Raw genomic sequence first — 21,316 nt, forward strand, 5'->3', positions numbered from 1 at the left:
TATAGATGGGCCTCTCATCGTTCTCGAAGGGAAAAATATTCCTTTATTTATAAGGTATTATTAATTTAACTCTAAGTTGAGACGAAATTTCTTGAAGCACTAGATCTCCCCCAATTTTTTTCATTATTCCTCTTGAAACACTCATCCCTAGTCCTTTGTCTTTACCAAATATACCTGTAGTAAAAAAAGGATCAAAAACTTTATCTTTAAGTTCAAAAGGAACTCCATTGCCTGAATCGATAAAAGTAATACTTAAATAATCATCATACTCAAAAAATAGTTCTACTGATTTATGATTTAAATTGGCCACGGCATGAATACTATTTTCAATAATTTGTAAGATGACTTTATTCAAAAGATTTTTATTCGTATTCAAATAAAAGTGAGAATCATAGTTATTTAGTTGTAAATAGATATGTGAATTTTTAAGTCTTATATCAACAAGAGAGAGAATGTGAGTGATGATCTCTTCAAGCTTTAATTTTTCTGAAAACTCGAATTTATTTGTATTTTCTTGGGTATATTCCTTCAAGGCCTGTGTAATATGATGTATACGATGTGAGTTTTCTCGAATATTATCGATAAGTTCCTGATCTTTAACCTCTAATAAACCTTTGTTGTGCAAGCTACGCTCCAGTTTCAACAACTTTCCTAAAAGTATCATGAGTGAATTATTATTCTCATGTGACATACCAGACGCTAGACCGGCAATACATTCATCTTTTAATGCAATTGCAAGTTCATTTTGAAGTTCAAGTTCATGCTTAATACTTTTTGCCAAGAGTAGTAATCCGCTTATTCCAAGAGATTCTTTTTCAATTGGATTCATTGTAAGAAGTGTTTGATGAACTTCTCCATCTATCGCAATAAATTCGATTCTTTGTTCTGTTTTCATTTGACCTTTTCTAAGGCACTCAAGCAAAGGTGATTTGATTGGAACAAAATTTTTAATAGATTTTCCTATGAGTTCACCTTCACTTAAACCCACTGCGTTGCAAAATGATCTATTTACTTTAATAATCATAAAATTAAAATCTAGAACAATGACAAAATCACTTGTAGATTTAAAAATTTCTTGTAAAAAATAGAGTTCTTTTTCATAAAGTTCATTGATTATTTGATCAGTATTATTTCCAATTGCTTGAACTGAGTTGATACTTTTCAAATATTTTAGAATATTTTGTGTGATATTCTCTTTTTTTAAAGGTTTAAAAAATAGCCCATCTGAGCCATTTTCAAAAGCTTGAGTGATAATTTTTTTGTCTGTCTCTGATGTAAAGATGAGAAAATATACTTTTGGGTAATTTTTTTTAAAGTAGGTGAGCAAATCTAGACCAGTCGAATCAGGCAAGTGCCAGTCGCAGAAAACGATATCCAGATTATTTAAGTCAGGTGCTACTTTTTTTGCTTCGGCCGCAGTTTTGGCCTTAGAAATCTGACTAACTCCAAAATTATTAAGTATGTCTTCAAACTCTTGAAGTATCTCACAAACATCATCGATGATTAAAATATTTAGGTCTTTTATTTCCATTAGTAACTTATCGTCTTCTCCATTTATTTCTATAGCTATTTGGAATTAAACGAAGAGATTTGAATTCAAGATTATACTCTATGCTCCCTTTTTAAAGAACATATCCAGTTCGTCTTCACCTGCTAATACATAGTTACAAACTCTACATTTGAATTTGTAAATACCACCTTCAACTTGGAGATGGAGAATTCCATGTCCTTCAGGGCAAAATATAAGACTTCCTCCATAATGTTCCACTGAATCTGGGTCTAAGGAATAGGCAGCGACTGTTTTTTTAAATCCTTTTAATCTAATATCACCTTTTTTAAAAATACTATAATTCATATCACTAACACTATTTTTTACATCTTCAGAAATTAATACTTCATTTTCTCCGGCAGCTGAACAGAGCCTAGATGCTAAATTCACTACTTTACCAATAGCGGTATAACTTTTTATAGTTTTCTCATCTCCATAGAAACCTACAGAGGCTTTTCCCTGCGCAATTCCAACTTTTATTTTTAAATCATCACCCCAATGTTCTTGGTAAAAACTGTTATTTTGTTCAAGTCTTTTGAAAATTTCACATGTAGCATTTATAACTCTTAAGATATAGTTTTCCTGTTCCAAAGGATCATTTGAAAAAGCAAGAATTCCATCTCCTAAGAACTTATCAATAGTGATGTCATATTTTAATAAAACGCCCATTGTATCATCTATAAACATTTTGATAACTTTATTTAAATCATTTTTATCAATATTTACGACTTTTTCAGTTGAATTAACGATATCAATGAAAATTGCACAAATATCTCTTTCATGAAGATTTGATTCAAGGCTTATTTTACCTTTTTGAATTGCATGAATAATTTGCGGACTGAACTGACGAGACATTTCTTGTAGTTTTACGGCCTGTTTTGTTTGTTTATCAATAATTTGATCTCTATCTCTAATTTCTAAGGCAAGTTCATGTTTGCTTCTAACATCTTGCTCTCTGAGTTTTTCAGTAAAATGTCTAACAACATGGATAATGACGATAGTTGCAGATATGAAGAATTGGTTCAAAATGATTGTTCGCCAGTTAAAAGAACCAAATAGTGTTAACCCCCCCAAAATATACGGTACCCATACAACAATAATACAACCCATAAGAAACTTCTTAGTCCATGGGACGAACGTCATCGCTCCAATATAGACTAAGTTAATCCCTGCATAGTAAGGTGATTCCAGACCTTCCGTCATGAGAATCATCGTAGTAATTACATTTGCATTCAGTGCTGTATGGGCCAGACTTACTCGTTGAGCTGTAATTGAGTTATTTATTTTGTCTATATTTTTTATGATTAGAATATTCGAAAAAACAATCAGAATTCTTAGGGATAAAAATTCGAATTTATAGTGGGGGGCATAGAGAAGATCAGCTACCCAAAACAAAAGGAAAAGTGGAGCAGATAAGTATCCACAATTCACTTTCATAAATTTTTTTATCTCGATTAATCGTTCATTATCTCTGATTTCTTCGAGATCGACATCAAATATATTGTTCATTTTCCTTTTGGAAAGACAGCAAAGAGATTAACTCCTTCTTCTTCTTCCTCTACTGATACTTCAGAACATATTCCATTATATAATTCGATCAGTTGCTTTTCATTTCTATAGATAAGATTCCAGTCTAAAACATAAATCATTTGAATAGCTGAAGAACCTCTAATGCAAAAATTCCCAATATTTAAAGTACCATTTGGATTTAAGGCCTTATACATCTGAGAGGCAGCTTTTTTAGCAACAGCATCAGTGAAATAATCAAAAAGACCTGCAGAATAAATGATATCATATGAGTCTGATAATCCATCGATGATAATATTTTTAATTGTTAAGTTATGATAAAAGAATTTCGTTTGATGATTTGTTTCCTTTAGAAAATTATTGTTTTCTCTTTGTGCATATTTCAATGATATGAGATCTTGATCTAGTAAATTAACTTCAAGTTTCTTGCTCAATTCTTTAGGTAGGCTTTCAAGCAATAATCTTATCTCTCGTGCTGGACCAGAGGCAACACACAATATTGTAATTCTGTTTTGATTTTTTCTTTTCTCTATAGCTGAAGTAAGAAATTTTTTTAAATACTGAGATCGATTTCTGACTGCTTTGGCATTAGAATGGTTAACAAAATACTGATTTAGTGCTTTTCCAAATAAATTTGGCCCAACTGCTTCATTTCGATAAAGTATATTCATCATTTCAAAATCACCAGCATATCCTAGAGGCTTATAATAACTTCTGTGGGCAAAAGGGGAGAGATAAAGAATATCTTTTAGTTCTTGTCTAAAAAAATCGTAGCTTGCATTGAGAGTTTTATCATCCAAATTTTCCGTGAAGTAAACTAAACTTTCTAATAAAGGCGTAAAATATTCATCTAAATATGTCATTAATTTATTGGAAGTAGCTTTTTGAAAAGTATTTTGTTGTTCTTGAGAATAAAAAAATTGCTCTTCTTCTAGTCTTATTACCATTTCTTTTAAATGTTGGAGAGTGCTTTTTACTTCAAAAACAGCAGCCCTAAATTCAGGAGGCATCATTAAAATTTTTTCAAGATATTTACGATGTTTACCAAGGAGTGAAATCATTTTTTCTTGGGCCAAAATGGCCTCTACTGGAAACATATTATGATCAAAACCAATTGCAACTTTGTAATTATGACTGTCTATGAGTTGAGTTCTCATTACATGGCCATGAAAAGGATTAATTTCATTTTCTCCATCAGAAAATCTAATATCACTCAATTCTTTTCCAATTTCGCAATCTTCGGGAGATAAAAAAGAAATACTAAAATACGAAAAGTCGATAACTTTGAATATTTTCCCATTGATTTCAATTTGATAGTTTTTATCAGAACATTCAAATCTATCTTGTCTAACAATTTTTTTCCTTTGCTCTAATTCAATTAAAAAATCTTCTTGTTGCATTTTTTCTTGCTCTTTAGACATTTTCTCTCCGTTTGTTAGTTGTAGATAATAATCGACATAAATGGTCTGAATCTTTAGCAGTTTTAATATAGATACTTGCGTGCAATAAAATTAGTTAGTTGGATCTTTTTTGGGTTTTAACTCTTTGGATTTGGCATGTATTTTATTAAACATTACAATGAGTATATGCAATATGATTATTTTATATATTCAATCTTCATTTTTTATTTTTTTATATTGATTGAGATCATTACACAGGTAAAAAATCAATCCATAAATTATAGTAAATCGATATTTTTAAGTAATTTAAATTGTGGTATGATATATTACTTACTAAAAGGTTTATTTAGATTATCTATTTTTACTCCCTATCTCTATTTATACCAACATTTTTCGATTCCTCATTTTTTATCTATTACGCAACCATTTGATTGGGTTATAGGTTTTTTTTGCGCTGATTTGGCCTATTATTGTTATCATAGAGCATCTCATAAAATTAAATTCATCTGGCCAATTCATGCTGTTCATCATCAACCTAAAGAAATGAATCTTTCTGTGGCAATGAGAATTCCTGCATTTCCATATATTTTTAAAACATTATTTTATCTTCCCCTAGCAAATTTAGGTGTTCCGCCTTTAATGATCCTTAGTTTAGAGATTATTATTCAATGTTATCAATTCTTTACCCATACAGAATTAATTAGAGACTGGCCTTATCCTTTAAATTTTATTTTTAATAGTCCTTCTCATCATCGTGTTCATCACGGAGTGAACAAAGAGTACATTGACAAGAACTTTGGTGCAGTTTTTATAATTTGGGATAGACTCTTTGGTACATTTAAGGCCGAAGTTGATAAAGTAATCTATGGTGTTACTGAGAGTTATCCTCTTAACTTTTCAATACTTGCTAATTTGTATCCTTGGGGCATTAGCATTCGTGAAAAGATTTATGAGATAGAGGAGGGAAAAATTGCTTTTATTCTAAGTATCATTTTTTTTATTTTTTCTCATGTCATTATTGTTTTTCTTTTTTTAAATATTGAAATCCTTCAAAGTTCAATAGTGATAATATGTTCACTATTATTTTTTCTTTCAATTTTTTTATCTGAATATATCTTGGCCAAACAATTGTAATTACGTATAAAAGCGATGAGTGTGATTATATTTCCTGGGTCAAAATATTTCAAAATAATCTAAAATAAGGTATGGATACTGAAAACGATAGTAAAATGATATACTTCATCATTGATAATAAAGAATATCTTGAAAAATTGAAGACAATTGTTGCTGATTTTGATTATAAAATATTTTCAAATCCCCTTGAGGGTGTAAGAGAAGTCATAAAGACCCCCCCCCAATTAGTTATTACAACACCACAAATGGAAAAAATGAAAGGGATAGAATTAGTAAAACATATTCGCTTCGAGGCCATAGTAGGTGATACTCCAATTATGATGTATTTATCTTCAACAGATGAAGTGGATATTGAAGATTATTTTGATAATGGAGTGAATGACTGTATATTAGATAGTTGTTTTAATCCTAAACTAACAATTCTAAGAATAAGAAATATGATTAGTTCCTTTAACAAGACAAAAGATGTACAAAAAATGATACAAATGGTGAATTTGTCACCAGCAAATATTATGCTTGCAGACTTAAACGGCAAACTTATTTATCTAAATGAAAAATCAAAAAAGACCCTTAGATCTTTAGAACTTTTACTGCCTGTAAAAGTTGATGAAATGATTGGTAAAAACATAGATATTTTTCACAGTTCTGAAATTCCTCAAATGATAATATCATCAGCACAGAACCTTCCTTACAGTTCGCAAATTGTTCTTGGTACAGAAACTTTGGAGTTGAATATCTTTCCTTTATTTGACCAATATAATAATTATATTGGTCCTATGGTGTCGTGGGAAGTGATCACTGATAGGTTGGTTGCTGAAGAACTTAAAGACCAGTTAAATACTGAAAGAGCGAGATTCTTAAGAGTTTTGTGCCATGATATACTCAATCCTATCACTGCTATAAAAGGATTATATGACATTTTAAATAAGGTCATTAAAGATATTGAAAATGAAAAGGTTCACGATATTTTATTTCGGATAGGTAAATCAATTAATAGAATCCAAGATATACTGTCTTCAACAAGGGAGCGTTTGTCAGTTGAAGATAGCCGAAAAGAAATTCTCTTAGTCCCTTATAAAATAAGTGAACTACTAATGGATATAAAACTTTTAGCAGAAGGTTTAATGGCCTCTAAAAAGATAATTTTTGAAACAAATGTACAAAACCATGATTTAGAATTTATCTGTGAGCCTCAAAGTACTATAAATCAAGTGTTTTTAAATATATTGTCGAATGCTTTCAAGTTTACTCAAGAAAATGGAAAGATCTTATTTTCTGTTGAAAATGATGATGAAGATGTTATATTTAAAATTAGAGATAGTGGAATTGGCATTCCCGAAGAGTTGCGGCCCACATTATTTGATTCCACAGAAACTACAAGTAGAGTTGGAACATCAGGTGAACAAGGAATAGGTTACGGACTTCCACTCGTAAAATCTTATATAAAATCATACGGGGGAAGTATCGAAATATTTTCACAAGATATTGAACAATTTCCCGAAGATCACTGGACAGAAGTTATCTTAAAACTAAAAAAAGCTTAACATTTCAAAAAAGCTCTTAGAAATTACAATTTCTATCAAATAGTTTGCATCATTATAATAATAGAGATAAAGAGTACAAAAACCTTAAGGAACTGAAATGAATACTCTTATAGAAAAATTGGAAAAGGATGTGGACAAAGCTTCCTGGGATTTATTAGCTCCATATTTTGCAAAAGGCTTACTTTTATTTGTTGAAAAAGAACTAGATTTGTGTGAAGTGGGACAGGCCGTTGCGCAAGATGATATTGAAAAGGTAAAAAACTGGCAAAAAAATAATTTATTCATTCCTGTTTCCAGTGAACAAGCATCGATTTGGTCTACTTTGCCAAAGGATTCATGTTTTTGTCATTTTATCATCGTACAACCATTTGTATTGATTCAAGAATTTACTCAAAATTAGTTTTTCCTTAAATTGAAAATCAGATATACTAAACGGATGAAATATTTAGTCATACTACTTTTGTTATCAAGAACAGTCCTAGGCCATACACTTTTAAATTATAAATATCTTAATGAACTTACTTCAGATCATTTTAGGTCTCAAAAAAATATTCTCAATACTCAGTGGAAGAGGGATGAGCTTTCTTACCCATATCCAGAAGGTGTTGTTGACGGTCATAATTTTGAATTTAATTTTTTGAATGATAAATTTGAGGGATTTAGTAAAGAATCTTCATTAACGATTATGGATCTCCTTTATTCTTTTTCCTTTTTAGATCATCGGGCCACTTTGGGATTGAAACACTCTACTTTAAACTTTGGCAATACAGAACACTCTTTGGTTTCTCCATACCTCAGTTTTGAGAAGCTTTTTCAAAACAATGCATATTTGAAATTAACTTATGAGGCCGGTAAACTTGCTCAGTCGGTTTTAAATATTTCACCGCTACAGGAATCAACAAATTTCAAAAGTATACAACTCAATTACTCTTTTTATTGGTTCGAGCAACTTAAATCATCCATAGTTTTTAAGCAAGAATATCATAGCAACAATAACAAACTCATGCACTTTGATTACGAGATGAAATATCAACTATTTCCATCAATTTTTGAATGGTTTTGGGGAGGTCTCGGGTTTACATATCTCTCAAATTCAAAAGAGATCTCGGGGTATTGGACTCCGGAGAATTTTAAAAGTTTGGGCCCTCGTATTGAAATGTCTCAACATCTATTTAATAAATTTTATTTCAGTGGGGCCTTTAATTTTAATTACTTCAAAGAAAATGATGGCCCTACAGGAGATGGGTTTTATTCTGATTTATCTTTACAATATGGTTCAAGAGAAGAGCTCAATTTTCGATTTGGAACAACTCTTATTCGCTCTGAGCAATCTGGATCAGAATGGACAAGTAATCTTTTCTACTTATCTGCGCATTATTTCATTTAAAAATTACTTTACAAATTTAATTAATTCCCATAGAAAGTCGAACAGTCTCTTGAAGGGAGTTTGTTTTGGCCATTTTAAAACTAGAAGAGAACATAACATTTTGTCCTTTGAAAAAACATATCCTTGTTATTGATGATGATGTTGACGTACTTACTTTATTAAAAGCATCATTTAAAAATGATTATGATGTACATTGTTTAGAGGGGCACAGAAATCTCATTACCACCATTGAAAAAGCAAGACCAGAATTTATACTACTTGATCTTAATATTCCGCATGTTGATGGTTATGAAATTCTTTCAATCTTGAGTAATAATCCAATTGCAATTGATATACCTGTTATTTGTATGAGCAGTGATAAAAGTAGTAGCGTAAGAAAACGAGTGAAAGATAATGGAGCAATAGGTTTTATTCAAAAACCAATTAAAAGAAAATTAGCACTAAATGATATCAAAAGCTACTTAAATACACTTAACGTTGATATCACTAATAAATTTGGAAATTATCGCTTTATATTGGCATTCAATAATAAAATTAGGCATGATTATTTAGAAGAGATAATATTTGATGATGTCGAGGATGATTTACCAAAAATTGTTTGTTCATGGGAATCAGGAAAAAATATATTCGAGAATGAAAACAAATTAAAACACATAGATGAAGAATCAATCATATATTTAGAAATGAAACCTGCCCTTATTATAAAGTTTCCATATCTCCAAGATTTATCACCAGTGCTACATGAGCTTGAAGAATTTATGAATGATAGATCTAGAAAATATCATTTAATCTTAGATGAACCCAGAAATTTTCTAAATGTCTACGGAGGTGAAAGAGTTTTTGCCCAATCGATAAATTTTATAAATTTGATAAAAGGAAGATTTGAAAAAATAACTGTTATAAACTCAAGGCCACATTCAAAGGATGCGGATGCCTTTTTACAAAAAATTGGGAAATTAATAGTCAATGATTAGGATAGCATCAAAACTTTTTTTTGTTTTTTCGTCAATAGTTATTTTACTTTTTGTTTCTATCGTATTCTATGCAAATATTTTTACAAAATGGGAATTTGATATAGTAAGTGTTACACTTACTAAAATGATGGTATACTATCTTTTCTTTGTCTTTTTTAAAACGGGCATCTATATTATTTTTTCTTTTCTTGATTTTATTTACAAAATTAAACTAAAAGGGCCTGAGTTTTATCCTTTAGTCTCACTCATTATACCTTGTTTTAATGAAGAGAATGTTATTGAAAAGGCAATTGAATCTGGTTTGAAATTAAATTATCCAAATTTAGAATTAGTTGTTGTAGATGATGGATCTACTGATAATACTCTTGAAGTTGCAAAAAAATATGAAGATGACTTAAGAGTAAGGATTATATATAAAGAAAATGGTGGGAAAGCGATGGCCTTAAATAGAGGGATTTATGAGGCCAATGGAGATTATGTATTATGTATGGATGCTGATAGCATACTAGATAAAGACTGTCTCATGAAAGCGATTCCATATTTTCAAAATGATTCTAAAATAGCAGCTCTGGCAGGAAATGTGGTTGTCGGAAATGATAAAAGTATTCTTACCATGTTTCAAAAACTTGAATATGTAATTGGACTCAATTTCTATAAAAGAGCACAGTCATTTTTGGGAATTGTAACGATAGTTCCTGGCCCTATTGGTGTATTTAAAAAAGATGTTATATATGAAATTGGTGGTTATCGTTCTAACACGTTTGCTGAAGATTGTGATCTCACGTTGAGAATTTTGGCCAAAGGATATCAAATCAAATATTCAAATGATGTTATTGCTGTCACTGAAGTCCCTGAAGATATGTATTCATTAATGATTCAACGTTATCGCTGGTCAAGAGGAATTACACAGGCCATTAAAGAAAGTATTCGTTTGTTGAATAATAAGAAAAATTTTTTAAGAAATCTTCTCATAACCACAATTATGATTATCGAAAGTATATTTATACCTGTCGTCAATTTTTCTTTCTTGTGTGCAGCTATAGGATATGCATTGATATATGATACAACACAGTTTTTGGGACCTTATTTTATTGGACTTACATTGCTTGACCTAACTTTATCATTTTACTCGATTCTGACAGAGAGACAAATTATTGGATTAACATTCTTGGCAGCAATAAATAGAGTCACATTTGGATTATGGTTGGAAGTATTAAGATTTTTAGCGCTAGTTGATGAGCTGCTTTTAATTCCCATGAATTGGGGTAAACTCAAAAGAAAGGGATTAAATTAGTGACAATTAAATATATATTTAATCTCATTTTGCTTGCTCTATGTGTGACTACAATCATGATTACTCTCGTCGTTTTTATTGTTTTCAAGGTCCGTCAAGGTTTGAGTGGCACAAATATAACTGATAAAATATTTTTAGATGGTGTTTTCTTCAGGAGATATTCTCCTAAATTGGAAGCAATTAATGAGGAATATAAAAAAAAAATAGCAAAAAGAATGAAACCAATGGATCCAAGAAAAAAATTGATCCTCATTTTTGCTGGCACATTTACTTTTGTTCTCAGTATGATTTCATTTGAATCTTTTTATGTACATAGAAGACAAATTGAGCAAAGAATTGTAAAGGCACAAGAAATTCAAAAGATGATTGAAAAAGGGATGCTTAGAAAATATTCTTACAATTTAGCGGAAGAATTTCAAGCTTTGAATGAATTTATACCCAAGAACTCAAAAGCAATATACCTCAATACTATTTCTAGGTTGAAGCAATACGATTTTATAATGCTAGATTCACTTTTATCCCAGACATTTGGGAAAAAAGATTATTTTACATCATTTGAGAGATGGAAAAAATTCTTGGAAAAGTCAAATCTCAAATTCAAAATTCAAAATAATCTTCCTTCTAGTTTAGAAGATAATCAAGTGTTAATACTTCCAAATACTATAAGTTTAACAATGAAAGAAAGACAAATCTTGGATAAATTAATAGATGTAAATTCAAAGATTATTCTAGAAGGAAGAATAGGACATCTGAATAAAAATGGCGGCCAAAATATGGATGGAGATTATATACAGAGATTTGATATATTTATATCAAAAAATACCTCCAAAAGTTTTCCAAACACTCAATTGAATTCAATTTTGCAAGATTCTTTTCTTCCTCTTTTTTCACCTTTTTTCTGGCCAGATAGAAATGATTTTGATTATTTCTCACCCAATGAAAATATCTATCTATATGCTTCAAATTCAACAAATCAGATCAATCGAGATGAACTAGGACGTGAACAGATTAAAGCAAAAAAAGTAAGAAAGAATGTCTTATGGTTATCTAATCCTCCCTTTTCTGAAACAGAATCTGAATCAGAAAATGATATTTTGATAAACAACTATTTAGTTTCAAAAATGATTCTAGATTCTTTTGGGCATCCTTTTGTTAAGTTGGCCAGATGGCCAGAAGGTAAAAAAATTGCACTTGTGAATTACTTTGTTGCAAATACAAACTTAGATGATATTCGATATATTCTTTCTTACTATAATCAATATAACATGCCTTTAACTATCTTTCTAAATACAAATAAATACAGCGAGGATGATATTCGCGAGTTTTACAATAATTATCCAAATGAATATTCACTTTATTTAGAACTAGATTTTTCTCAACTGAAATATAGAAAAACAAATCTATTTGAACAAATCCAAAGTGAGAGAATAAGACTTGAGAGGCTCACTGCTAGTAAAGTCGCAGGGGTATTCTTCTCTGATTTTATACCCAATACTGATACATATAATATTTTTGCGCAAAATAGGCTTGAATACATCTATGCAAGTAATTTTTTCAATCGTCTCTCACCTTATTATCTTAATCACGGTAAAAATATGTTTTACTCAAAATATTTTGAAGCTGATGATGAGATTTTTTCTGAAAACGTTATAACAACTGTAAAATCATTCGAAGATTATTTAACGAAACATATTGAAAATTTGAAGCAGTATGAGGGAATTTATACATTAGGTATTAGAAATCAGTCTCTAGCAAAAAGATATAACAGACCGTTCTTAAATATAATTAAAGATCTCTACGAAGAAGATAAAACAATTTGGATGACAAGTTTTTCAGATCTATCAGATTGGGTCAACCTAAGAAATTCAATTTCAATTATTGAAAATGATAAAAAGGTAACTATTAAAAACCAAAATGATACGCAGGTTTCAAAAATAATGCTCAAAGTTCAAAATGCTGCATTTGATAAGGAATCTACCGACATTGAAAGGGCAATATTGGCCATAAAAGGTGAAAAAGAAAATGAATTTTTGATAGAAAATCTTAATCCTGGACAAGAAATTACTTTAAATTTGAAATAACTTCGCCAATTGTTTTAACATTAATTTTTTCATTTTTTAAGAATTCGACAAATTTCTTAAAATCACTCATTGAATATTCAACTAGGCCTTCAGGATTTTCTTCTTTTAATTTATGAAACATGAAGATACCCCAAGTTTGTGATTTAATACAGTTTTTTACAATAGCAATGAGTTCTTCAACTTTAGTTTGCGAGGTAATGTTGACCGAGCGCAGGAGATATTTATTTCCTGGAGGTATTGTCTCTGGCCCTCCTCCGACAATTCTTCCACTTTTGAAATTATTTTTTATAAATTCATATCTACCATAAAGGTCGAATTTGCCTAAAGGATAAGCAAAGTGTGGTTTAATCGAAGGGAGTATTTTTTTAGTTTCAAGAAAGTCATCTTTTAAATTCTTACCCAAATTTTGAAAATACATATCCGTAATAGGGTTATAGTGATGATAGGCCAGTTCCATTTTAAGTTTGTGAATTTCGTTCAATTCTTTTAGATTGAGAAATTCTACTCGATCTCTATATTTTGGTATTATAAAAAAAGTACCTTTTAGGCCATTCTTATGGAGATAGCTTGCGACTTTTAAATGATCCTTAGTTCCATCGTCAAATGTTAATGTAATAATTGCTGATTTATTTTTCTTTTTAATTTTTTTTAAAGGTTGGATTGAAATTCTAAAATCTTCAGAGAAGTCCTTTTTAAAATCAAAGAGAAGCGAAAACATTTTTAGCTTTTTATCCGCATAGAAATTTGGAGCAAAAGTCATTTTTACCCATTCATCTTCCTGGATCAGATTCATATTTAGGTCAGCATAATAAGCGATTTCACGAAATTCAATTGAATCATCATTATAGTGAAATCTTCCTCTGATAGAATTTATATTTTCAACTTTTTTAACTTTGAGTGCAATTTCTATGAGTTCATCTTTTTTTAATTTTAATACATCACTTTCTAAACTCATGGGTGGTGCATAAGGCCTAAAGTCCTTCCACTTTCTACCAAATACATCCTCTCTTGGTATTTCATAACCATTAATCCATGAAGATTTAAAAGCATATAGTGGTTGGAAAAGAAAAAACAAAAAAAGGAATAGTTTCATTTGTTTTTACCAAATTGAGATAATGTTGCAATCGTTACCGGATGGAGGAGATAAAAGCCTTTTACTTCTGATTTTAAAGCATCATCTTCTAGAAACCTCCAGATAGAATGACCTTTTAATTTAAATTTTTGAGATTCCTTAAGCACTGAACTAAGCCATAAGCTTTGTTTGGTCACAGACGCTTCTCCTTTCAGATCCCACGCATAAGGTTTTTCAAATCCACCTTCTTCAACTGGGATTCCAATTTCTGAAATATAAATAGGTCTTCCAATGGAGGCAATATTTTTAAGATATTCTAAGAACATTCTGTGGTGAAATTTTCTTAGTACTTTTTCAGTTGGTTCTTTAGTTGATTTAAAACTTGGATAGTAGTCAACTCCAATAATATCTACTTTATTCAGAAATTCAATGTACTTATACTCTTCAAAGGATTCTGTGAAATTAGGAGCATAGACAATTTTGCCCTTATACTTTGTGCGAATTTCTTCAATGATTTTCAACCAAAATGCACTAAATTGTGGAGAGGTCATTTTACAAAGCTCGGCCCCTATAGTCCACATTTCAACTTTTTGAGTTTCAAGTTTGCGCGCCATGTTGCTGTACATCTCAAGTAGCTTTTCGAATGCTTTCTTTTTATTACTTGGATTCCAATTACATCGCCAAGAACCATTTTCAAGATCAATATATGTTCTTATATTCACTGGATAATTTTTGTTTTTTGATTCAGTGATTATTTGAGCAAGATACTTCTCCTTCGGAGTTCTATCCGTATTACAATCGATATCAAAAGTTGTTAAATTTTTTGTGTAGCAAGTGTATAAAAAGGAAGACATATTCGATTTTGTCTCTTTTAAGAGTTCAAAATATCGTTGATTGGCCCTAGAACTAGTATATCCATCTTCATTGTAGGCAGTATAGACAATCGAACTAATATATTCTGGTATATTCAACCTTTGAATTCCATCATTTATTTGAGTTTGTTGGTTTTCTTGCTTACACGAAAACAAAAAAATAACAGAAAAGAATAAAATGATTTGGTGTAAATTTCGTGACATAGGAATTATTTTAACTTGATCACAAATATTGCACACGCAGGAAAAACTAACCTTGTTAAAACCTTTTGACACACTGATAGGTATTCGATAAAAGAGACAAAAAGTGAGTTTTATGTCAATTAATCAAAGAATGAAAGATACAGTTGAACTATTTATCAAGATAGAAGATTGGCAAGATCGTTATAAAAAAATTATAGATTTAGGAAAATCCCTGCCACCAATGAGAGAAGAATTTAAAATCGAGACTAATAAAGTTAAAGGCTGCCAGTCTCAAGTTTGGCTAGGAGTGGATTTTAAAGATGGCCTGATTTATTTTGAAGGTGATTCTGATGCATCTATTGTGAAAGGAATAGTTGCCTTACTTCTTGGTGTTTACTCAGGTTCAACTCCAGATGAAATTCTATCTACAAAACCTACATTTATTGAAGATATTGGACTAAAACAACATCTTTCTATGAGTAGGTCAAATGGACTTAATTCTATGATTAAGCAGATTACAATCTACGCCATGGCCTTTAAAGCAAAACTACAAATGGAGAAATCATGAAGCAAACAATTAGACCAAGAAGATTGAGACAGAATTCTCAGATACGATCTCTAGTGGTAGAGAATTCTTTAAGTCCAAGTGATTTCATCATGCCGCTTTTTTTAATCGATGGAAAAAACACACGAGTGGATATTTCATCAATGCCTGGGCAATGTCGGTTTAGTTTGGACTTGCTCATAGAAGAATGTAAACAGTTACAAAATATTGGAATAAAATGCGTGGCCCTTTTTCCGGCTTTGGACAATTCTCTGAAGACACCAACTGCAAAAGAGGCCCTCAATATTGATGGACTCTACTATAGGGCCATCAGTGAAATTAAAAGCGCCTGTCCAAATTTGTTATTAATGACAGACATTGCTCTGGATCCTTATTCCAGCGATGGACATGACGGATTAGTGGACTCAAAAACAGGTGAGATACTTAATGATCAAACTCTTGAAATCTTATCACAGATGGCCATTCTTCAAGCTCGCTCTGGCGCAGATATACTTGGGCCATCAGATATGATGGATGGACGAGTTGGCGTCATTAGAGATGCCTTAGAGCAGGAAAACTTTAAAAACACTTTAATAATGTCATATACGGCCAAGTATGCTTCAAGCTTTTATGGACCTTTTAGGGACGCACTCGATTCGGCACCTAAGAGTGGTGATAAATTAACTTATCAAATGAGTCCATCGAATTCTACAGAGGCTTTAATAGAAGCACAATTGGATCAACAAGAAGGTGCTGATATACTTATGGTCAAACCTGGTCTTCCATATTTAGATATTATTAAACTGCTAAAAGATAACTTTAATTTGCCTATCGCTGCGTACAATGTGAGTGGTGAATACGCCATGATCAAAGCTGCAGCTCAAAATGGTTGGCTTGATGAAAAGAGAGTAATGCTTGAGATGTTAACTTCTTTCAAAAGAGCAGGTGCCGACATTATACTGACGTATTTTGCGAAAGATGCGGCTGGACTGATAGCGAATCAATAATTACTTATCAGCTTTTGCCTTAATAGGAACTTTAGCCCTGGCCTTTTTTTGGTTACTAGCTAACATAGCTGCTGAAATTCCTAAAAGAATAACACCTATAACTATATCCATAACGGCCTCCTTAGATACCGAGGTCATACCTTATTATAACCTGGTTTTACAAAAATCGGCAATTTTGCTCAGACTTTTAGTCTTTTTTATAAGTATGACTTAATTTCAAGAACTTAGAATTTTGTGCCTTGTTGGCCTTTTGCCACAAAAAATCGTCGTTTTTAACAGTTTGATATTATTACTACTCCATGTATTTTAATGTGGTTATATATTCTCCTTTGATTCTATAGGGCCAGTAGTTATAAAATGATCTACATGAGAGGGTTGTTTTTATTTTTTGGATTATTAATCGAGGCAAATTGTTTTGCACGCACAGTTTATGATTTTGATCAAAATCGCATAAACACAATTTTAAGTAGGTTTAAAAATGTAAATGAACCAATTTCATCAAATTCAGAGTTAAATGATGATTTTAGGAATAAACAAATTGCTAGAGCTGTAGAATTGCTAGAATCAGAAATTTTTCAATCACGAATCAAAAAATCAGATATAAATAATATGATTCAAAATATGAACGAAAAAGTTAACCAGTCAACTAAAGATGGTATAGTAAATGAAATTGAAAAAATTTTATCTGAAACATTGTTATTAGTATCGAATAGAGAAAAACAACAAAATCCAGTCGGTGCTGCCGGTAATTGCTCTACTAAGAGTTGTCAAAAAGATTTGATTTGTACAGGAGTAATTGGGAATGAAGTCTGCTCAATGTTGAAATTTAAAAATCAAGAATGTAATATAAATATTGATTTATGTGAGGCCGGTACTTTTTGTGGGATAAGAACAATTCCAGGTATAAATTTAGTGAGTATCGTTAAAGGGGAACCTAATTGTGCAGGTAAAAAAAAATCCACTAATAGTAAATGCAAAAATAATCAGAAAAAATTGACAACTACTTGTATACCCTCTGGTCAGAATAATGTTTTACAAAGGGGGAGTGGTGTCAAATTAAATAGTGGAGAAACATGTAGGGATGGATTTTACAGATTAGATGATTATTGTTTCCCTCATTTAGGTAATTAATATGCTTAGAATTTTTAATATTAATAAGTTTATATTCTTTATCGCGATATTAACTATTTCAGTTAACAGTAATCTTCATGCTCAAAACATACAAACTTTAAGAAAATGTGCCGCTCTAAATGAACAATATAATCTCGATGCTTTCAATCTCTCGGGAGTAAATCCTGATCCATGTACTTCTGCAAGTATTGGAAAAATTTATTTAAATACAGCACAATCATGTTATACGAATCATAGAGAAGGATGTTATCAGGATACAATTAATAGAACCAAATGCGATGTGAGTGCTTATGATAACTGTATGGAAGCACTTACGAACGATCCTAGTATTTCAGATTATGTTAGACGATTGAATGAAAAAGTTAAAAACCAGTTCAGTTCAGGTAGTTCAGGATCAAATGTCGGTACAACGACAGAAGAAATTATTTCGGCCGGAAGGAATTCTGGATGTGCTGGAAAAACAGGTCTTGCTGCACAAAGGTGCGCTTGTGGTTCTGGAAATCTAGATTCATCTGGACTTGTTACACAGGGAAAAAGGGCGGCCGTAAATACATGTCTAGATGAAATTGATAAGAATATGATCGATAGTATATATTCTACTAAGCTGATTGAATTACAAGGTAATTCTAGTTTGGTCAGTGATACAGATATGTTTAACTCAGCAAAAACTGCTCTTGAAAACGACAAAAATAGACTTTTTGAAATGGTCCAGAGGAATCGCGAATGTTTAAATGAATATGACCTTAGTTCATGTAATGGTGTTTCTACCCAATCGATTATAAAGGCCAGCGGCGAATTACCTCTTTTAAAAATCGGTGGTATTTCAAATCCTGAAAAGTGTGACTTTAATCTTAAGGCCGATTATATGTTCGATTTAAAACAACTGGCAATTCTAGGAAAAATTTCTGCCGGCGAAGATCAGGATTTGAAAATTAGTGATACTAATCTCTTGAATTACTATAAAAACCAAGCAAACTCAGGTGATGCTGATAAGCAAATGTATATTAGTAAATTAGACGAATATCAGGCCAGAATTGCTTTACTTGCAATGGAATCCCTATTTTTGGGAATCAGTGATATGAATTTTGATGAATCAGGAAAACCAACTGGCGTTTATAATGGGCATGCTAAAGATTCTCTGTCAAATGGTGTAAATGATTTATGGGTTGATGTTCATGGTAAATCAGTTTACGAAAAAACTCAGGCCATTGCCATTTCATTGAAAGAAAATCGAAACGAGTTTAATACAAATTTAAATAATCTGGGCCATGATATGTTTTGCGCTTGTATGGATTTCAAGGGGCCAGATAACTTTTCATCAGAAAAGAAAAATAAATTTTTAAACTCTTGTACGCAGGCAACAGATTATTTGGCGAGAATAAATGGAGAAAGATCTCAAAGTGATACTCTGGCCCAAAGAGCTGCAGAAGATGAAGCAAATGCCAATGCGATCAGAGATGAGAATGTAAATAAAGCTTTATCAGAAGCCGAGTTGGCCCAACAACAGGTTAATGATCAACTTGATCAAGAAATTTCCACTCTAAAGTATCAACTCTTCATGACTCAGGCCATGGAAAAAAGACTTATTTTTGAGGCCCAAGAATTAATTTATGATGTAGATCACTCTGCAGAAATGGAAGAGATAAGAAGATTTCTTGTAACAAGAGATTGGTATGGAAGTAATAGACAATATCTTACACATCGTTTCTCTAAAAGTAATACGTTCTCATGTATTTTAAATTTTATTGTTGGTGTCAGATTTTTAGGGCTACCATTTCTTGCAGACAATAAAGTAGGACTTAGTATATCTAGTATTGCAAAATATGGCCTGGGTGACCCAAATGTTTCTACATCTTTAATTGAAGAGACTAAGGCCATGGCATACTTTGATCAAGTAGGGTTTAATTATGGCGATTCACCTATTCGGATACCAGGTGTGCATTTATATCAAAATGTTCAAATGACTGATATACAGTCCGACTTAAGGGTTTACTACGGATCTCGTGGTAATTCAATTATGTGTTCTAACCCAAGAAGTCATGGAATACTTTCCGGCTGTGAGTATACAATGGATTGTAGGGGTTATTCGTATCAACCGAATAATATCTGTGGAGTACCTCAACCAAACGGAATGTGTGTGCAGTCTTTGTTTAAAATTCCAAATGATTCTAGCTTGTTTAATTCAATTCCTAGTACTTCTGGTACGAATCCTAGTATGAGACCTTTTTTAACAAAAGATGACCCTAGTCAACATTGGTTTTTATTAGATCCACGCTTTCCAAATAGAACAATGATAGATGGTAATCCAGTTAAAAGAAATCTTAAATCTTTTAAGCTTGGAGATAATAATCCTATGAATACTGAAGCGACTTATACTAGTTTTGCAACAGATAAAATGTTGTGGGGAATAGATGGTGTATTTAATAGGATAAAAGACTATGCTAAGACTCAATCATTTTTCTATGTTAGAGAACCAAATAGTCAACATGAAAGTTCTACTCCAAGTTCAACAGATGTAGGATCAGATAGTGTCTTAGCTTCTGCTGAGTATGATTCTATGGAAAAAGTACTTGAAGAATTTGCAGAATATACTTTTCGCTATCACTTCATTATGCCTTCTGCTTCACCTGTTACTTTATATCCTACTCCTGGAATTTTTCCATATTATGAACTACTAACAATTGCTTTGGAAAATGTATCTCTTCTTGGTGCAAACGATGTAGAAGATCTAAATAATATAGTAAAAGATAATCTTGATTTAACTACAAATATTTTAGATAGATTCACTCGAGTAAACACTGGTGCAATCGCTAGTAGTCCTCGTTATCAAAATGTAATCAGTAATATTTCCCAAGAAATTGACAGAATCAGAAATACCACAGATTCAATAGATCAAGTCATCAACGCTAATTCTAAAAATATTACTGATTTTTCTTCTGAACTAATGCAGGCCCCAGAATTATTTACTTCTACTCTCTCTAATCAAAATGGTCTCACTTCTCAGCAGTTAACAACATTAGGTCAAAGTTTTAATGCAGTTAAGCAGATAAAAGAAAAACAAAAAAAGAGAACAGAACGTAAAAATGAATTATCAAAAAGTGAACTTGGAAAAGAGCTTTTGAAGGAATCTAATGAATTAAAAAACGGATTTAACGCTGATTCTTTTGTTAATAAATCTCTTTCACAAGCAGCTGAAAGTATATCTAATTCAAAATTAGATATAAATGCAAATGGATTAGGGAGTTCAATGTCCCTGGGGGCAAAAAGAACTAAGAAAATTAAAAATAAAGAAAATGAAAGTTTACAAAACAAAAACTTTAATCAAGGAAAAAGCTATAAACCATATGGGCTCAATTCCATAAAAAATGGAATCAACTTCATTGCTCCTGACTTAAGCAATTCAAATAACGGAGAATTTAAGAATGAAAAGTTTCCTGACAAAATTGTTGGAGATCAAATATTTGGCAAATTTGGTGAAGGAGACTGGGGTGAAGGTGTACATAAAGATCGAGATGGTCTAGGACTTTTTAAAATAGTTTCTGAAAAATATCGAAGAAAATACCCTGTTTTACTAGTCAAGAAAAACAAATAATAACATTCTTACATTTCCCCATTGG

The 21,316-nt window shown here is 31.3% G+C and carries 16 protein-coding genes; 11 read left to right on the forward strand and 5 right to left on the reverse strand.

Translation table 11 applies throughout. From position 1 onward, the window contains the following. Nucleotides 1-43: 43 nt before the first annotated feature. The 3 genes from H6622_13545 to H6622_13555 all read right to left on the reverse strand — a co-directional run bounded on the left by H6622_13545 (nucleotide 44) and on the right by H6622_13555 (nucleotide 4,497). Nucleotides 44-1,531: a response regulator gene (locus tag H6622_13545; GenBank protein MCB9062541.1), complete on the reverse strand. Its 1,488-nt coding sequence runs from the start codon at nucleotides 1,529-1,531 to the stop codon at nucleotides 44-46. A 78-nt stretch (nucleotides 1,532-1,609) separates the two neighbouring features. After that, a complete protein-coding gene (locus H6622_13550; protein MCB9062542.1) occupies nucleotides 1,610-3,058 on the reverse strand; it encodes an adenylate/guanylate cyclase domain-containing protein in 1,449 nt (482 codons plus the stop codon). Beyond that, nucleotides 3,055-4,497 carry a class I SAM-dependent methyltransferase gene (locus tag H6622_13555; protein MCB9062543.1) on the reverse strand — a complete coding sequence of 481 codons (1,443 nt, stop codon included), beginning with the start codon at nucleotides 4,495-4,497 and terminating at the stop codon, nucleotides 3,055-3,057. Before H6622_13555 ends, H6622_13550 begins: the two co-directional genes overlap by 4 nt. 297 nt (nucleotides 4,498-4,794) lie before the next feature. Between H6622_13555 and H6622_13560 the strand changes: the two genes are divergently transcribed. From H6622_13560 to H6622_13590, 7 genes are all read left to right on the forward strand, one after another. Further along, a complete protein-coding gene (locus H6622_13560; protein ID MCB9062544.1) occupies nucleotides 4,795-5,610 on the forward strand; it encodes a sterol desaturase family protein in 816 nt (271 codons plus the stop codon). A gap of 71 nt (nucleotides 5,611-5,681) precedes the next feature. Further along, nucleotides 5,682-7,154: a hybrid sensor histidine kinase/response regulator gene (locus H6622_13565; protein MCB9062545.1), complete on the forward strand. Its 1,473-nt coding sequence runs from the start codon at nucleotides 5,682-5,684 to the stop codon at nucleotides 7,152-7,154. Between the two features lie 97 nt (nucleotides 7,155-7,251). Then, entirely contained in the window at nucleotides 7,252-7,554 is a 303-nt protein-coding gene (locus H6622_13570) for a DUF2288 family protein (GenBank protein MCB9062546.1), read from the forward strand. A gap of 36 nt (nucleotides 7,555-7,590) precedes the next feature. Continuing rightward, the gene (locus H6622_13575; protein MCB9062547.1) at nucleotides 7,591-8,541 is read left to right on the forward strand and encodes a hypothetical protein; all 951 of its coding nucleotides are present in this window, start codon (nucleotides 7,591-7,593) and stop codon (nucleotides 8,539-8,541) included. Nucleotides 8,542-8,606: 65 nt separating this feature from the next. Further along, nucleotides 8,607-9,515 (forward strand): response regulator, encoded by a 909-nt coding sequence (locus H6622_13580; protein ID MCB9062548.1) that lies wholly within the window; start codon nucleotides 8,607-8,609, stop codon nucleotides 9,513-9,515. Next, complete coding sequence (locus H6622_13585) at nucleotides 9,508-10,809, forward strand: glycosyltransferase family 2 protein (GenBank protein ID MCB9062549.1); 1,302 nt, start codon at nucleotides 9,508-9,510, stop codon at nucleotides 10,807-10,809. Before H6622_13580 ends, H6622_13585 begins: the two co-directional genes overlap by 8 nt. Then, complete coding sequence (locus H6622_13590; protein ID MCB9062550.1) at nucleotides 10,809-12,890, forward strand: hypothetical protein; 2,082 nt, start codon at nucleotides 10,809-10,811, stop codon at nucleotides 12,888-12,890. The genes H6622_13585 and H6622_13590 overlap by 1 nt, the downstream gene beginning before the upstream one ends. Here H6622_13590 and H6622_13595 read toward each other — a convergent pair. Together H6622_13595 and H6622_13600 are read right to left on the reverse strand one after the other, a co-directional pair. Continuing rightward, on the reverse strand, nucleotides 12,871-13,683 hold the full coding sequence (locus H6622_13595) for a polysaccharide deacetylase family protein (GenBank protein MCB9062551.1): 813 nt from the start codon (nucleotides 13,681-13,683) through the stop codon (nucleotides 12,871-12,873). The two genes, H6622_13590 and H6622_13595, sit on opposite strands and share 20 nt — an antisense overlap. Nucleotides 13,684-13,979: 296 nt before the next feature. Next, nucleotides 13,980-15,038, reverse strand: coding sequence for a hypothetical protein (locus H6622_13600; protein ID MCB9062552.1), 1,059 nt, complete (start codon nucleotides 15,036-15,038; stop codon nucleotides 13,980-13,982). A gap of 112 nt (nucleotides 15,039-15,150) precedes the next feature. Here H6622_13600 and H6622_13605 point away from each other — a divergent pair, with 112 nt between their 5' ends. The 4 genes from H6622_13605 (at nucleotide 15,151) to H6622_13620 (ending at nucleotide 21,291) form a co-directional block, all read left to right on the forward strand. Beyond that, on the forward strand, nucleotides 15,151-15,585 hold the full coding sequence (locus H6622_13605) for a SufE family protein (protein ID MCB9062553.1): 435 nt from the start codon (nucleotides 15,151-15,153) through the stop codon (nucleotides 15,583-15,585). Further along, on the forward strand, nucleotides 15,582-16,568 hold the full coding sequence (gene hemB, locus H6622_13610; protein MCB9062554.1) for a porphobilinogen synthase: 987 nt from the start codon (nucleotides 15,582-15,584) through the stop codon (nucleotides 16,566-16,568). Before H6622_13605 ends, hemB begins: the two co-directional genes overlap by 4 nt. 366 nt (nucleotides 16,569-16,934) lie before the next feature. Further along, entirely contained in the window at nucleotides 16,935-17,699 is a 765-nt protein-coding gene (locus H6622_13615; protein MCB9062555.1) for a hypothetical protein, read from the forward strand. A gap of 1 nt (nucleotide 17,700) precedes the next feature. After that, nucleotides 17,701-21,291, forward strand: a complete 3,591-nt coding sequence (locus tag H6622_13620) for a hypothetical protein (protein ID MCB9062556.1) — start codon at nucleotides 17,701-17,703, stop codon at nucleotides 21,289-21,291. The last annotated feature ends 25 nt before the right edge of the window (nucleotides 21,292-21,316 follow it).

The organism is Halobacteriovoraceae bacterium, from assembly GCA_020635115.1.
Lineage (GTDB): Bacteria > Bdellovibrionota > Bacteriovoracia > Bacteriovoracales > Bacteriovoracaceae > JACKAK01.

Bases quoted from the DNA above. Each gene is read 5' to 3' on its own strand.
- H6622_13545 (MCB9062541.1), bottom strand. From the start codon at position 1,531: ATGGAAATAAAAGACCTAAATATTTTAATCATCGATGATGTTTGTGAG.
- H6622_13550 (MCB9062542.1), bottom strand. From the start codon at position 3,058: ATGAACAATATATTTGATGTCGATCTCGAAGAAATCAGAGATAATGAA.
- H6622_13555 (MCB9062543.1), bottom strand. From the start codon at position 4,497: ATGTCTAAAGAGCAAGAAAAAATGCAACAAGAAGATTTTTTAATTGAA.
- H6622_13560 (MCB9062544.1), top strand. From the start codon at position 4,795: ATGATATATTACTTACTAAAAGGTTTATTTAGATTATCTATTTTTACT.
- H6622_13565 (MCB9062545.1), top strand. From the start codon at position 5,682: ATGGATACTGAAAACGATAGTAAAATGATATACTTCATCATTGATAAT.
- H6622_13570 (MCB9062546.1), top strand. From the start codon at position 7,252: ATGAATACTCTTATAGAAAAATTGGAAAAGGATGTGGACAAAGCTTCC.
- H6622_13575 (MCB9062547.1), top strand. From the start codon at position 7,591: ATGAAATATTTAGTCATACTACTTTTGTTATCAAGAACAGTCCTAGGC.
- H6622_13585 (MCB9062549.1), top strand. From the start codon at position 9,508: ATGATTAGGATAGCATCAAAACTTTTTTTTGTTTTTTCGTCAATAGTT.
- H6622_13595 (MCB9062551.1), bottom strand. From the start codon at position 13,683: ATGAATCTGATCCAGGAAGATGAATGGGTAAAAATGACTTTTGCTCCA.
- H6622_13600 (MCB9062552.1), bottom strand. From the start codon at position 15,038: ATGTCACGAAATTTACACCAAATCATTTTATTCTTTTCTGTTATTTTT.
- H6622_13605 (MCB9062553.1), top strand. From the start codon at position 15,151: ATGTCAATTAATCAAAGAATGAAAGATACAGTTGAACTATTTATCAAG.
- hemB (MCB9062554.1), top strand. From the start codon at position 15,582: ATGAAGCAAACAATTAGACCAAGAAGATTGAGACAGAATTCTCAGATA.
- H6622_13615 (MCB9062555.1), top strand. From the start codon at position 16,935: ATGAGAGGGTTGTTTTTATTTTTTGGATTATTAATCGAGGCAAATTGT.
- H6622_13620 (MCB9062556.1), top strand. From the start codon at position 17,701: ATGCTTAGAATTTTTAATATTAATAAGTTTATATTCTTTATCGCGATA.